This window comes from Streptomyces blastmyceticus (genome assembly GCF_039521185.1).
Lineage (GTDB): Bacteria > Actinomycetota > Actinomycetes > Streptomycetales > Streptomycetaceae > Streptomyces > Streptomyces blastmyceticus.
Genome location: NZ_BAAABW010000026.1, coordinates 551,562 through 565,116 on the forward strand (window position 1 = coordinate 551,562; position 13,555 = coordinate 565,116).

The 13,555-nt window shown below is 72.1% G+C and carries 12 protein-coding genes; 3 read left to right on the forward strand and 9 right to left on the reverse strand.

Annotation, left to right across the window (positions count from 1 at the left end; translation table 11 throughout):
* Nucleotides 1-10: 10 nt before the first annotated feature.
* On the reverse strand, nucleotides 11-730 hold the full coding sequence (locus tag ABD269_RS24825) for a TetR/AcrR family transcriptional regulator (RefSeq protein ID WP_344121173.1): 720 nt from the start codon (nucleotides 728-730) through the stop codon (nucleotides 11-13).
* Between the two features lie 145 nt (nucleotides 731-875).
* Here ABD269_RS24825 and ABD269_RS24830 point away from each other — a divergent pair, with 145 nt between their 5' ends.
* The 3 genes from ABD269_RS24830 to ABD269_RS24840 all read left to right on the forward strand — a co-directional run bounded on the left by ABD269_RS24830 (nucleotide 876) and on the right by ABD269_RS24840 (nucleotide 3,807).
* The gene (locus ABD269_RS24830) at nucleotides 876-2,252 is read left to right on the forward strand and encodes a serine hydrolase domain-containing protein (RefSeq protein WP_344121175.1); all 1,377 of its coding nucleotides are present in this window, start codon (nucleotides 876-878) and stop codon (nucleotides 2,250-2,252) included.
* 77 nt (nucleotides 2,253-2,329) lie between these two features.
* Nucleotides 2,330-2,983, forward strand: coding sequence for an ABC transporter ATP-binding protein (locus tag ABD269_RS24835; protein WP_344121177.1), 654 nt, complete (start codon nucleotides 2,330-2,332; stop codon nucleotides 2,981-2,983).
* A complete protein-coding gene (locus ABD269_RS24840) occupies nucleotides 2,980-3,807 on the forward strand; it encodes an ABC transporter permease (protein ID WP_344121179.1) in 828 nt (275 codons plus the stop codon). The genes ABD269_RS24835 and ABD269_RS24840 overlap by 4 nt, the downstream gene beginning before the upstream one ends.
* On the opposite strand, the gene ABD269_RS24845 is transcribed toward ABD269_RS24840, so the two are convergent.
* The 8 genes from ABD269_RS24845 to ABD269_RS24880 form a co-directional block, all read right to left on the reverse strand.
* Complete coding sequence (locus ABD269_RS24845) at nucleotides 3,804-4,526, reverse strand: DsbA family oxidoreductase (RefSeq protein WP_344122063.1); 723 nt, start codon at nucleotides 4,524-4,526, stop codon at nucleotides 3,804-3,806. The two genes, ABD269_RS24840 and ABD269_RS24845, sit on opposite strands and share 4 nt — an antisense overlap.
* Before the next feature lie 95 nt (nucleotides 4,527-4,621).
* Nucleotides 4,622-8,365: a multicopper oxidase domain-containing protein gene (locus ABD269_RS24850; protein WP_344121183.1), complete on the reverse strand. Its 3,744-nt coding sequence runs from the start codon at nucleotides 8,363-8,365 to the stop codon at nucleotides 4,622-4,624.
* Nucleotides 8,366-8,440: 75 nt separating this feature from the next.
* The gene (locus ABD269_RS24855) at nucleotides 8,441-9,478 is read right to left on the reverse strand and encodes a methyltransferase domain-containing protein (protein WP_344121185.1); all 1,038 of its coding nucleotides are present in this window, start codon (nucleotides 9,476-9,478) and stop codon (nucleotides 8,441-8,443) included.
* Nucleotides 9,475-9,780, reverse strand: a complete 306-nt coding sequence (locus ABD269_RS24860; protein ID WP_344121187.1) for a Rieske (2Fe-2S) protein — start codon at nucleotides 9,778-9,780, stop codon at nucleotides 9,475-9,477. Before ABD269_RS24860 ends, ABD269_RS24855 begins: the two co-directional genes overlap by 4 nt.
* A complete protein-coding gene (locus ABD269_RS24865; RefSeq protein ID WP_344121189.1) occupies nucleotides 9,777-10,607 on the reverse strand; it encodes an iron-containing redox enzyme family protein in 831 nt (276 codons plus the stop codon). The genes ABD269_RS24860 and ABD269_RS24865 overlap by 4 nt, the downstream gene beginning before the upstream one ends.
* Nucleotides 10,604-11,398: a dihydrodipicolinate synthase family protein gene (locus ABD269_RS24870; RefSeq protein WP_344121191.1), complete on the reverse strand. Its 795-nt coding sequence runs from the start codon at nucleotides 11,396-11,398 to the stop codon at nucleotides 10,604-10,606. Before ABD269_RS24870 ends, ABD269_RS24865 begins: the two co-directional genes overlap by 4 nt.
* Nucleotides 11,398-11,910 carry a DUF6190 family protein gene (locus tag ABD269_RS24875; RefSeq protein ID WP_344121193.1) on the reverse strand — a complete coding sequence of 171 codons (513 nt, stop codon included), beginning with the start codon at nucleotides 11,908-11,910 and terminating at the stop codon, nucleotides 11,398-11,400. Before ABD269_RS24875 ends, ABD269_RS24870 begins: the two co-directional genes overlap by 1 nt.
* Nucleotides 11,900-13,099, reverse strand: coding sequence for an aminotransferase class I/II-fold pyridoxal phosphate-dependent enzyme (locus ABD269_RS24880; protein WP_344121195.1), 1,200 nt, complete (start codon nucleotides 13,097-13,099; stop codon nucleotides 11,900-11,902). Before ABD269_RS24880 ends, ABD269_RS24875 begins: the two co-directional genes overlap by 11 nt.
* Between the last annotated feature and the right edge of the window lie 456 nt (nucleotides 13,100-13,555).

The window sequence follows — 13,555 nt, forward strand, 5'->3', positions numbered from 1 at the left end:
TCGGCCGGGTTCACCGCTCGAGCCGGGCCGCCAGGCCATCCAGCACCCGCTGCAGCCCGTACTCGAAGGTCTCCTCGCGGATCGCGCGCGGGTCGCCGTCCCGCGCCGAATGCCCCTGGCGCAGCCGCGGGTACTCCTCCATCGCCCGCTCCACGGCGGGCCGCAGGCTCTCCCTCCACGCCTGTTCGTCCTGACCGCTGCGGGCGAGCAGCGAGAGGTGGCCCGCCTCGCCGGTCGCCGTGCCGACGACATAGGCGACGACGGTGCTCATCGCCCGGTCGGCCTCGGCGGGGGCGAAACCGGCCGCTTCGAGGAGGGCGAGCATGCGGTCCGACGTCCGCATCAGGTTCGGCCCGAGGCCGGCGAGGCCGACCCGGCCGAGTACGGACGCGATCCAGGGGTGCCGCAGCGCCGTCGCCCGCAGGCTGCGGGCGCCGTGCCCGACCGCGTCCCGCCAGCCCGCGGGGTCGTCGGCGTCCGGCACCTCCAGCTCGCCGTAGATCTCGTCCACGACGAGCTCGATCAGCTCGTCCTTGTTGGCGACGTGCCGGTAGAGCGACGTGGCACCGGCGCCGAGCCTGGCCCCGAGGCGTCGCATGCTCAGGGACTCGATCCCCTCGGCGTCCAGGAGCCGGACCGCTTCGGACACGATCTGCCCCCGGCTCAGCTGCTCACGCGCCGGGCGCGGGCGGGTCCACACCGAGTAAATCCGCTGGCCATCGGCCGTCATGAGGTCTCCTCACTCTCCCGGCCACGGTAGCGCACACCGTTCGCACCTTGCGTACACCGATCGGTGGACGTACAGTGTACGTATCAAGCGCACACCGTACGCATCGCGGTGTCGCGGAGTCGCAGCGGCAAGGGGAGAGCACGCCATGACCTTCGATCTCGCTCACTGGCAGGCACGGTTCGACGAGCTGCGCGCCGCGCACCACGTGCCGGGAGCGACCCTCGCGGTGCTCACGGAAGGGACGGTCCACGAGCTGGCGAGCGGTGTCCTGCACCGGGGCACGGGCGTGGAGGCGACCACCGACTCGGTGTTCCAGCTCGGTTCGATAGCCAAGGTGTACACCGCCACGCTGGTGATGCAGCTGGCCGAGTCCGGCCGGCTCGACCTGGACGCGCCGGTGGTGGACGTCCTGCCGGAGTTCGCGGTCGCCGACCCCGAGGCCACCCGGGCCATCACCACCCGGCAGCTGCTCTCCCACACCAGCGGTCTCACCTGCGACTTCACCCATGACACCGGGCGCGGCGACGACTGCCTCGCCCGCTACGTCGAAGCCGCCCGTGGCGTGGCGCTGGACTGCCCGCCCGGCACCGCGGTCTCCTACAGCAGCGTCGGCTACAACGTGCTGGGCCGCATCGTCGAGGTGCTCACCGGCCTCACCTGGGACGAGGCCCTCAAGCAGCGGCTCCTCGCCCCGCTCGGGCTCACGCAGACGATGACCCTGCCCGAGGAGGCGCTGGCGTTCCGCGCGGCGATGGGGCACCTGGGCGAGCCCGGCCAGGACCCGGACCCGGCGCCCGCGTGGGATCTGATGCCGCGCTCGGCAGGCCCGTACGGCCGGGTCATCGCCTCCGCCGCCGACGTCGTGCGGCTGGCCCGGCTGCACCTCGACGGCGGCACGGCACCGGACGGCACGCGCGTGCTGGACCCCGGGACCGTGGCCGCGATGCAGCGGCGCGAGATCGACGTCCCCGACAAGTGGACCGTCAGCGCCGACGGCTGGGGCCTGGGCTGGACGCTCTACGACTGGGACGGGATCGCCGGGTTCGGCCACGACGGCGCCTCGATCGGGCAGTACGCCTATCTGCGCGTGGTCCCGCAGGCGGGCGTGGCCGTCGCGCTCCTGACCAACGGCGGGGCCGCCCGCAAGCTCTACGGCACGCTGCTGCGCGAACTCCTCGCCGAACTGGCCGGGGTGCGCATGCCCGAGGGCCTCGCCCCGGCGGCCCAGCCGCCCGTGGTCGACATGGCGCCGCTCGTCGGCACGTACAAGCGCGAGGGCGTCGTCATCACCGTCTCCGAGCGCGACGGCGCGCCGCACATGGTGTACGAGTTCGTGGACGGCATGAAGGACTTCTCCCCGCCGCTCGACATCGACCTGGTGCCCGTGTCCCGGACGGTGTTCGCCGGTACGGGCGCGGGCCCGTCCTTCAGCGAGGACTGGATGCCCGTCGTGTTCTCGACGCTGGCCGACGGCACCGGCTGCGTGTACGTCGGCATGCGGGCCGCCCCCAAGGCCGGCTGAGCACCGGCCCGGCGGGCGCAACGGATTCCCCCGCGGTTCGTTGAGGACAGGAGGATCCGAGCCCGAGGGACAGCTCCATGCCAGGAACACCGCAGGCCCTGAGCGTGCGCGACGTGCACAAGTCGTACGGAACCCACGAGGTGTTGCGGGGCGTCTCGCTCACCCTCGCGCCGGGCACCCTCGCCGGGCTGGTCGGGGAGAACGGCGCGGGCAAGACGACGCTGCTGCGCATCCTGTGCGGGCAGATCGCCGCCGACGCGGGCGAGGTGGAGCACCTGGGGGCGCTGGGCTACTGCCCCCAGGACACGGTGCTCAACGACTTCCTCACCGTGGAGCAGCACGTGCGCTACTTCCGGTCCGCCTACGGCCTCGACACCGTGGACCGCGCCGAGGAGCTCATCGAGGAGCTCCACTTCGCCGAGTACCGGCACACCCGGGTCGACGCCCTGAGCGGCGGCACCCGGCAGAAGCTCAATCTGACGCTGGCCCTGATGCACGACCCGCAGGTGCTGCTGCTCGACGAGCCCTACCAGGGCTTCGACTGGGAGACCTACCTGCGATTCTGGGACCTCGCCGCCGGGCTCCGGGACCGGGGGCGCTGTGTCCTCGTCGTCTCCCATCTGGCCTGGGACACCGAGCGGCTGGACGAGCTGCACCGGCTGCGCGACGGGGTCGCGGCCCGCTGGGAGCCCGGCCGGGGGACGACCGCGGGCTCGGGAGCGGCCCGGTGAGCCGGGCCCGTTCGCGGCTCGCCACCGCCATCGGCTTCGCCCTGCTGGAACACGCGCGCAACCGCTTCGCGCTCGTCCTGGTCGTGTTCTACATCCCGCTGTGGCTGACGCTGGAGCACTGGTTCGTCACGTCGGAGCCCGCGACGTTCCTGCTGCGCGCGACCGGGGCGCGGCTGACGGTCAACGGCGGCCACCTCACGATGGTGTCCGGGGCGGCCAACACGGTCACGCTCATCGTCGGCTTCATGATGTTCATGACGACGTTCAAGTCCCTGGCCTTCGACAGCCGCCTGGTGCTCGCGGGCTATCCCCGGCTCCACCTGCTGGTCGCCAAGGTCGTCGCGATGACGCTGGCGGCCGCCCTGATCTCCGGCTACGCCACGGCCGTGGTCTGCGGCTACTGGGACCCCGTACAGCCCGACCTGCTGGCGATCGGGCTGTTCACCGCGGCGGTCGCCTACGGCGGGATCGGCATCCTGCTGGGCGCGTTCCTGCGCAGCGAGCTGGCGGGCATGTTCGTCATCATCATGGTCAGCCTGCTGGACACGATGCTGCAGAACCCGATCAGCAACCCGGCGGCGAGCAAGGACGGGGTCTATCTGCTGCCGGAGTACGGGCCGACGCAGGTGAGCATGGCGGCGGGCTTCACGGACTCGGTGCCGTGGCCGCAACTGCTGCTGGGGCCCGCGTGGTTCGCGGGGAGCTGGCTGCTGGGCACGGCGGCCTTCCACGTCCGCACCCGCGACCACCGCCCCCGCGCCCCGCACCAGCCACATCGAGCCCGTCCCTCCGTCGAGGACCGGGGTCCCGTCGGACGCGGCTAGGCCGACAGCTTCGCCGCGTGCGTCAGCAACTCCTCGTACACCGCGGGCCGGTCCTCGTCGATCACCGGCGAGCCGACGCCGAAGTCACCGTTCACCCACCGCGCGGACACCCCCGGGTTCGCCGACTCCGTACCGTCGTACAGGAAGACGTGCGGACTGCACCGCACCCTCCCGTCGCACGCCGCGCGATACTGCTCGATCACCGCCCGCCGGGCCCGACCGGTGTCCAGCGCGTCGGCGAGCGCCTCCACGTCCACGACGCCCGTGGCTCGAGCCGTGTCGAGGATGACGTGCCGCATGGAGATGCACCGGCCCTGCGCCCAGAAGGCGCGCCGCAGGGCGAGGTCGAGCTGTTCGCTCGCCTGCCACCCCTGTGCCTTGGCCGCTTCGACCGCCTCCAGCGCGGGCAGTGTGGTGACGGGATAGGTCCAGTCCGGGCCCTGCCACAGCCGCCAGCCCGCGTCCGGCTCCAGGGCGCCGAGCACGGAGATCTCCGAGTCCACGCCGGGGCGGGCGTTGACCTCCTCGTTGAACAGCTCCAGCGGGAAGGCCCGCAGGTCGAAGTGGATGCGGCCCTCAAGTCCCAGCCGGTGGCGCGTCGTGTGCAGGCGGTGCACGGCGATGTGTGCGAAGGAGCAGTTCAGGTCGGTGAAGACGACGAGGGTGTCGGGGGTGTGCGGCAGCCGGGGGTCTCTGCCGGCGGCCGTGGTGTGCGGTATGTGCTTCACGTCTCTCCTCACGGGGAGTGCCTGGAGCGGGCACGGGTCACGGCGGTGCCCGCTCCGGGCACCTTGTCATGGCGTGCGGCGCGCCGTCACGGCGTTTCCGTCACGCGCAGCAGGCCCCACCAGCCCTCGCAGACGCCCCAGTGCAGATTGCCGGTGCGGTAGGCGTAGTCGCCGGGGTAGTTGGCGCGGAAGCGGACGGTGCGGGTGCCGCCCGCGGCGAGGGCGCCGATGGTCGAGACGTACGGTCCCCGGCCGGTCCCGGAGCCGTCCCACACCTGGCCGTGCACGGTGAAGCACTGGTTGCGGCTGCGGGCCGCGCCGACGGCGAGGTGGATCGCGACCTGGTCGCCGGCCCGGCACCGGAGCAGCGGGGTGGGCGGCGCCGGGTCCGCGAGCACCGGGTGGAGCGGGTGCAGGGCGGCGGTGCGGTAGTTGTACGCCTTCTGGCCGTCGTCGTCCCTGCTGTCGGAGAACAGGTCGGCGACGGGCTGGGTGAGGTCGCCGTCGTGGAAGAGCCGCAGCCCGTCCTGGGTGATCAGCACGAGCTCGTGCACCGGCTCCGCGTTGAGCCTGCGGACGACGGCCTGTTCGCCGGTCCAGCGCTCCTCGCCGGAGTCCGGGTCGTAGGGGGTGGCGTCCGCGGCCTCGACCACCAGCGCCCCCACCAGGCCGCGCCGCATGTGGGAGACCACGTCGGCCTGGTCGCGCAGCAGGGCGACGCCGGGCTCCGCGGCGTACCAGTGGTAGGTGCGCGAGCCGCCGGGCTTGACGGTGCCGTCCTCGTTGTAGCCGACGTGGGCGCCGTCGTCGGTGAGGACGTCGTAGCGCAGGCGGGTCGGGTGCAGGGACACCCGGCCGGACAGCACCCGGGAGCCGGGGTCGTCCTTGGCCAGCAGCGGGGGGTCGAAGGCGCTCGCGGGCGGCGGTCCGTCCAGCTCGTTGATCAGGGTCACCTCGACCCATTCGCCCTCCCGGCAGCGCAGCACCAGCGGGCCCTGCTGCTCCTCGCCGTCGACCTCGTAGACGAGCCCGTACGGGTCGACGCGCTTGTCGCTGTAGAGGATGTCGCGGGCCTTGGCGCGGACGGTGAAGCGGCGGACGAGCTGCTTGGGCGGCAGGTGGCCGAGGGCCGGGGCCGCGGAGGGCAGGGCGGCCAGGCCGGGCCGGGGGCTGCCGTGCAGGCGCAGGAGTCCCCAGCAGCCCAGCCAGAGGTCGTCGGTCGCGCCGAAGGACCAGAGGTGGTCGCCCGGCCCCTGCCGGGGGTCGAGGTCGAGGTCGGCGGTGTTGGAGATGCCCAGGGTCCGCTGGTCGCGCCAGGGGGTGTCGGGGCGTCCGCGCCACTCGCGCCAGCGCAGCCCGTTGGTGGTGAAGCTGTGCTGGAGGTCGTGCGAGCCCTGCAGGACGTGCAGCCGGATCTGCTCACCGGGGTAGGCGTGGAGCATGGGGGTGCCCGGGTCGCCGTGGACCCTGCTGGCGAACCAGTCGGCCGGGTCGCCGCCGCGCTCCGAGAGGGGTTCGCAGCGGTAGTTGACGGCCATCACGCCCTGGTCGTCGGGGGCGCCGGGGGTCGGGGGCGGGTTGATGGGCCCGCCGTGGCCGCCGGTCATCTGCGCGCCGTCCATCTGCATGTGCTCGACGAGGGGGACGAAGTCCGCGACGGCCAGCACGAATTCGCGGAACTGGCCCTCCGGGCGCTTCACGACGGCCTGGGTGCCGCGGCGCAGCGGGGTCGTCCCGTCGGCGGGCTCGAACCACTGCGCGTCCTCGGCCTCGGCGATCATCGCGCCGAAGAGGCCGTGGCGCTGGCGGTAGTTGGCGAGCAGGTGGTCGTGGAAGAAGACGGTGCCGAACTCCTCGTTCACATACCAGCGGTAGGTCCAGGAGTTGTAGCGGCCGAAGTCCTCCGCGCCCTGGTCGACGGTGGTGGTGCCGGAGATGTAGTTCCAGCCGATGCTGGAGCCGTCGGAGATCAGGGGGTCGTATTTGACGAGGTGGGTGTGGAGTCCGCACTCGGGCTGGAAGGGCAGCCTGGGGTCGAAGGCGCTCTCCTTCTGGGGGCCGGTGGGCAGCGCGTTGGTGAGGGTGAGTTCCAGGACCTCGCCCTTGCGGGCCCGGATCACCAGGGGCTCGACGGTGCGCTCGCCCGCTTCGAGCTGCCGCCGGAACTCCTCGAGCCCGCCCGCCTCTTCGAGCTCCTCGGCGAGGACGAAGAAGTGTCCGCGGTGGTCGTGCCAGGTCATGCCGTGCTCGGCGGTGGGGTCGCCGTGGTAGTAGACGGTGCCGGTGGTGGCGACCAGGTGGTAGCGGCGTACGGGTGCGTCCGGTGGGCCGATCTTGGTGAAGGCCTCGCCGGGCTGGGGGTCCCGGCAGAAGGCGGCGGCCTCCAGCGGGCTGGGCTCGCGGCCCATGCCCTGCGGCTGGTGCGGGGTGCGCGGCGGCCGGGGCGACTTCTGCGGGTAGGAGGCGACTTCCCGCATGAAGTTGGGGAAGCCGGGCCTCTCGGGCGTGGGCAGCGGCGGCGGGGCGCGGTGCGGGAGCGGGGCGAGGGCCGTGATGGGGGTGCCGTCGGGGTAGGTCCCGGTGCCGTCCTGGAAGGTGTCGAACATCCGGAAGAGGCCCCACATGCCCATATGGAAGTGGACGTACATGTGGCAGTGCCAGATCGCGTCGCCGACGGCCGCCTGCGCGGAGCCGAGGCCGCCGATCAGGTCCAGGGTCAGGCCCTCCTGGGGGCTGATGCTGACGGAGTCCACGATCGGGGACTTGGGGTCGGCCGGGTCGCTGTGCCACTGGTGGAGGTGGGTGTGGAAGACGTGGGTGTCGCGCATGCCGCCGTGGACCAGCCGGATCACCGCGGGGTCGCCCTGGTAGCCGCGCAGGACCGGGGTCGCGGGGTCGCCGAACATCCACGAGCTGTGGTGCATCTCCTCGCCCGTCTGGGCGTCGCGCACGGGGTCGAGCTGCCCGCTGTCCAGCATCTGCTGGTAGCGGTACATCCGCCATTCCATGGGCTCGATGCGGAGGTTGACCGGGAGCATGGCGAGGTTGGGCGGGGTCAGGTCGGCGAGGGTGTCCGGGCCCCGGCCGCCCGCGGCCCGCAGGGCCGGGGGCAGGGGCGCGGGCGCCGCCGCGTGGGCCGGGCCGGCCGGCGCGTCCATGGAGTGCATCCCGCCCATGGGCATCAGGGCGGAGACGTCGGCGGGGTTGTCGTTGCTGGGGTACTCCATCATGAAGATGACGAACTCGCGGAAGCTGCGGTCGGGCAGGTGCACGTCCGCGTAGAGCCCGGACGCGAGGTCGCTGCCGGTCTCCGGGTCGCTCCAGGTGGCGTCCTCCGCCTCCACCACGAGGGCGCCGATGAGGCCGTGGCTCTGGGCGCCCTCGCCGCGCGGGTCGGCCATGTCGCCGAAGTGGAAGACCCCTTCGTGCTCGCACGTCCACTCATAGGTGCGGGTGCCGCCGGGCGGGACGCTGGAGTCGGGGTTGCGCCCGACGGCCAGCCCGTCCTGGGTGCGGGCGTCGTACTGCACGCCCTGCATGGTGATGCCCGTGGGGCGGTCGAGCTCGTTCGTCAGGCGCACGAGCAGCCGCTCACCGCGGCGCACGCGCAGGACGAGGGGCCGGGCCAGCGGGTGCGGTTTCGGCACCCGCTCGGGCTCCTTGAGGTAGTCCGGGAAGGGCGACGGCCAGGTCGCCGCGAGGGACCGCAGCTCCTCCGCGTCGTCGGCGAGGGTGTAGAGGGCGCCGTTGGAGTCGTAGTCGCCGAACGCGTTGTAGGCGATGGGGACGTGCAGGGCGACGACGTCGTACGTGCGTGTGGGTGTTGCCATCAGTTGTGCTCCCCCGTGATGTCGTACGTTGCGCTTGCTCTTGTGGGTGATGTGTGGGTGTTGTGGGGTACGGGATCAGGCGGCAGTGCTGTGGGCGAACCGCGCGACCTCCTTCCCCGCGGAGAGGACCCGCCCCTCCCACCGGTAGCTCTGCCCGAAGGGCCCGTCCGTGCCGTCCCGGCGGAACGTGAGCACGACCCGGTCCCCCCGCCGCACCGGAACCTGTTCCTCGATCGGCAGGAAACAGTGCTTCCAGCTGTCGGAGGCCGTCCGCTCCGCGATCCCGTCACCGGAGATGTCCAGGGCCACCGTGTCCGAGAGCGTCGCCACGAAGTACCCCTTGAATCCGCTCAGCACCCCGTCACGGTGCACGGTGAAGACGAGCGGCACCTCGTACGTCGCGGGCGGCTCCTCCTCCTGCTCCAGGTCGAAGATGCGGACGATCCGCGGCGCGGCGAGGTGGCCGTCCAGCGGCAGGACCACGTCGTAGTAGAGGTCGAAGGGGCCGCGGGCCCCCCTCTCGCGCAGCAGCTCGGCGAACCGGCCTGCCCCGCCGCCGTCCTGCGGGGTGCCGGCCCGTACCTGGGCGTGGGCGCGGGCGGCCGTCACCGGGACGAGGTAGCTCTCCACCCGCCGCGGGAGCATCGCGCCGCCGGGCGCGAGGAAGCGGCGGCGCGCGTCGGCGAGGATCGCGGCGAACCCCTCGTTGTCGGCGAGGTTGCCCATGATCTCCGAGATGACGACGTCGACGCGCTCGGGCAGGTCCACGTCGAAGGAGAGGCCGTGGACGGGGACGAACCGGTCGCCGTGGCCCGCTGCCGCCACCCGGTCGCGGGCGGTGCGCAGCACGTCGGCGTTGAGCTCGATGCCGTACACCCGGCGGGCGCCCGCCTCCAGGGCCCACTGGGCGAGGATGCCGGTGCCGGTGCCCAGGTCGAGGACGGTGGCGCCGGGGCGTACGGCCTCCAGGACGGCGGCGCGGAAGGCCTCCATCCGCAGGTCGTCGCCGAGCATCAGGTCGTGGAAGGCGAAGTCCCAGTCGGTGAGCCGCTCGGCAGCGGGCAGCCAGACCTGTTCCGCGGTGTACGCCGGGCCGTCGGCGGTGGTGGTCACTGTCGCTCTCCTTGTGTTGGCGCCGGGGCGGTGTCCGTGGTGCCGTGCCCGGCGGGGCGGACCGGGAGCGGGCCCGCGCAGGGGCCCGAGACCTGACGGCCGGTGACGAGGTCGAAGGTGGAGCGGTGCAGGGGGCAGGTGATGCGCAGGGTGTGGGCGTTGACATAGCCGTGGGCGAGCCGGCCCTTGCGGTGCGGGCAGGCCGCCGCGATCTCGTACGCCCGTCCGTCGACGGTGACGCGCACCCACTCCCCCGGCAGCGGTTCGACGGTGGGGCCGGCGGCGGGGCCCTTCTCGCTCACGCCGCCTCCCTGGCCCGTTCGACGGCCGTCTCGAAGGCGGTGCCGATGAGTTCGGAGAGCAGCAGCGCGCCGACCCACAGCCGGGTGGGGTCCAGGCCGTGGGCGGCCTCGTACTCCCGGATGGCGACCTGCATCTCCTTGCGGTGGAAGGTGTCGATGTGCAGGTGCTCGGTGTAGTACCGGCCGTGGGCGATGCCCAGCCGCTCGCAGGCGCGGGCCTGGACGGTGAAGGCGGACGGGATGCTGGCCTCCAGATAGGCGAGGGCGCCGAGGAAGTACTCCAGGTGCGGGGCACGCTGGGTGAGCCAGAAGAAGACGTCGAGGAAGGCGTAGGTCTCGTCGCTGGTGCGGTCCAGATAGGCGTCCAGTTCGAGCGGGAGGCCGAGCTCCGCGAGGAGCTCCCGGTAGAGCTGGGAGTGGGCCTGCTGGAGGTTGCCGCAGCCGAACTCGTCGATGAGCACCCGCATCACGGCCATCTGCGCGCGGATGGGCAGCCGGGGTATGGCGGGAAAGAAGTTCTGCGCCTCGGTGAGGCCGTCCGGGGCGAACTCCGCGACGACCGACGTCATCTGACGGAGGGTCGCCTTCTCCGCCAAGTAGTGTCCGGCCGGGGTGCCCGCGCTCTCCCGGGCCAGCAGCTCGTCGAGCGCCTCGACCCATTCGGCGCGGGAGGCGAGCGGTGGCGTGGTCTCCTCGAGGCGGGCCACCAGGGGCACGATCCAGTCCCGTTCGATCCGCTCGATCTCGGCGTAGGTCCGGCTGTCGGGCAGGGAGCGGTTGTGGACGAACAGCCGCTTGAGGTCGCTGTCCGCCGGTTCGGTCCTCATGTGCGGCTCCCTTCGGGTGTCGCGGTCCGGCCGGTGCCGATCACCCGGCGGCGGTGGAGTTCGGATTTGAGGGCGCGGTACCAGTCGGGCCGGTCCAGCCCGTGCCGCTCGCAGGCCTCGCGTACGGCCGCGTTGTACACCGGCCGGACGTCGAAGGCCGTGGCGCAGAGGGCGGGTTCGACGTTGGCGAGGGCCATGACCCAGCCGTCGACGTCCCCGCAGTCGCCCACGAGGTGTTCCAGGCCCTGGAGGACCGGCACCCCGGGGTCCGCGGCGAGCAGGGCGCGGGTGGCCGTCGCGGAGCCCGCCGAGTCCTTGACGGCGGCCACGCCCGGCAGGGCGCAGATCTTCAGCAGGGTGCCGGGCTCGATGGTGTTCCCGGAGATCTCGGACTCGTGGTAGACGACGACGGGCAGCCCGGCGGTCTCCGAGACGGCGGCGTAGTGGTCGTACATCTGCTGCTGGGTGACGTCCGGCCCGTACGGGGTGGTGGTGACGACCGCGGCGGCGCCGAGGCGGGCCGCGGTGCGGGCCCGCGCGGCCACCTCCGCCGTGCCGGGCCGCTGGATGCCGGCCAGCACCGGCAGCCCGTCCGCGCGGTCCAGCGTGTGGGCGACCATGTCCTGCCACTGACGGTCCGTCAGGGCCCAGCCCTCGCCGGTGCTCAGCGCCGGGAGCAGGGCGGTGACATGGGGCCGCACCGAGTCGACGAGGCGGGCGACGTCCCGCCGGGACACCTCGTCACGGTCGGAGAGCGGGGTCACCAGGGCGACCGTCACTCCGTGGTACATCAGTCCTCCCCCCACAGCCGCTCGTGCGGGATCCGCAGGGCGAGCGATGCACGGTAGAGCTTCTCCAGGTCGTCGGGGAAGGCGACTTCCGGTCCCGGTTCGGGCGCGAGGACGGGCAGCTCCCGGCGGGCGAGCAGCCGGGGGCTGACCGAGCGCAGGACGCCGTCGCGGTGCAGGACCATACCGGCCAGGAGCTGCTCGTGCACGGGCAGGCCCGCCGTGGCGGGCGCGCCGAGCCCTGCCCCGATGTCCTCGCGCGTGTAGCCGAGGCGGTCGATGCGCATGTCGGTGTGCAGGTGGTCCATGAAGGGGTAGTAGGCGTCCTGGAGTTCGCGCGGGAAGCGCCACACCAGGTCGTCGCAGCGGCCCACCTGTTCCAGGCTCATCACCACCCGGCCGTGGAGCCGGGTGGCGAAGAAGGACTTGCAGGCGGTCCGCGTCGCCTCGTCCGCGCTGTTCATGCCGAGGAACAGCGCGGCGTCCGCATACGTCGTGCGGAGCTCACCGGGCATGGCGGTCCAGCGCGGCGGCGAGGCGGGTCATCGCGGCGGAGAACATCTGCGGGTCGCGGGCGAGGGCGATCCGCAGGTAGCTCTCGCCCTTGCCGGGTTCGCTCCAGTAGAAGTAGCGGCCGGGCAGCAGGTAGAGCCCGTCGGCGGTGAGTTCGCGCTGCAGCTCGGTGGCGGTCAGCTCGGGGTGGTCGATCCTGAACCAGGCGACACTCACGTTGACCACGGGCTCCTGGTACTCCAGGATCGACCCGTCCAGGGCCTTCCGCGCGGTCTCGCGGTTGCGGGTGAGGACGTCGCGGACCGAGGAGAGGTCGTCCTCGATGGAGTCCTCGATGTACTCGGCGAGCATGTTCAGCACGAACGGCGAGACATTGAGCAGCACGCTGGTGTGGAGGTTGTATACCGCCTCGTGGATATCGTCGCTGACGGTGAGCATCGCGCATTTCGCGTCCTGCACCGGCCAGGTCTTCCCGGTGTCCTCGATCGCCATGTAGCTGACGCCTGAATTCTCCAGGAGCTCGTACATGTCGAACCGGGCGACATCGGGATCGAATAGCGTGAAGGAGGCGAAGCAGAAATCAATCACCAGCAGCTTGCCGTGGTCCTTGCAGAAGCGGACGACTTCCTCGAATCCCTTCCGGCCGTGTTTCAGCAGGCTGAACCCGGTGGGGTTGTTCGGGTCGACCAGGAACAGGGCGTCGGTGCGGACCCTGCGCTTGAGCTCCGAGTAGATCCGGTCGGGGTCCGCGAACGCCGATTCGTCGACGGGGTGGAGCGGCACTCCCATATTGGCGAGCACGTCGTAGAGATTGTCGAAGCACGGCTCGATGAGGGACACCGCCATTCGCCGGCGCTTGAGGTACATGCCGACGACCATCGTCGATATGGACGCGGCGTAGGAGAGCATGGTCTTCTTCCGCGCCAGCGCGGTCGGCTGCCGGTGCAGGCGGAAGAAGGCGTCGACGAACCGCTGTTCGTAGGTCTCCTGGAGACCCTCCTCCGCCTCGTACCACAGCTGCGGGAGCCGCTCGACGATCTGCCGCTGGCTGGCCGACTGTCGCTGGTGGGTGTGGGCGTCGGCGAGGTTGAACTCGGTCCGCAGCGCCTGGATCTCGTGCTGCGTGAGGTCGACGAGGGCCCCGTCGGCGAGGCTCTCGGGTGAACTGGTGCGGGTGCCGCTGTGGTTCATGGTTCCTCCCGTGCACACGGTCGGTGATCGGGCCGGCCGGGTCCGGCGCGGTCCGTGGCGCTGCTCCGCTCGTCCGGCCGCGGCCCGCCGAATGGTGCTCGGCTCCGTCGCCGGGATTCGCCGTGGGAACGCTCCGTATACGATGCGCGGCGCGGTGCCGACGCACCGGCCCGCCGGAGCGTGGAAGAAATTGCGCAGGCGCGTATTGTTCTGCCGCGCGGGGCGCAATTCACCTGGGTGGGTGCCGCCTTGAGGCGTGCGGCCACTCGGCCGTGCCGGGCCGGCGTCCGGCTCCGGATTGCCTTGTGGCGCGGCGGCGGCTACGCGCGCCCGGGCAGGGCGAGTCTGTGCCCGTCAGCCGTGCGGACGCCCCCCGGAATCCGATGATCTTTTCGGCCACCGCTCGCTGATGCCCCGATCACGGTGTTTCTCCCGCGTCGGCCGGCATCGTGATGC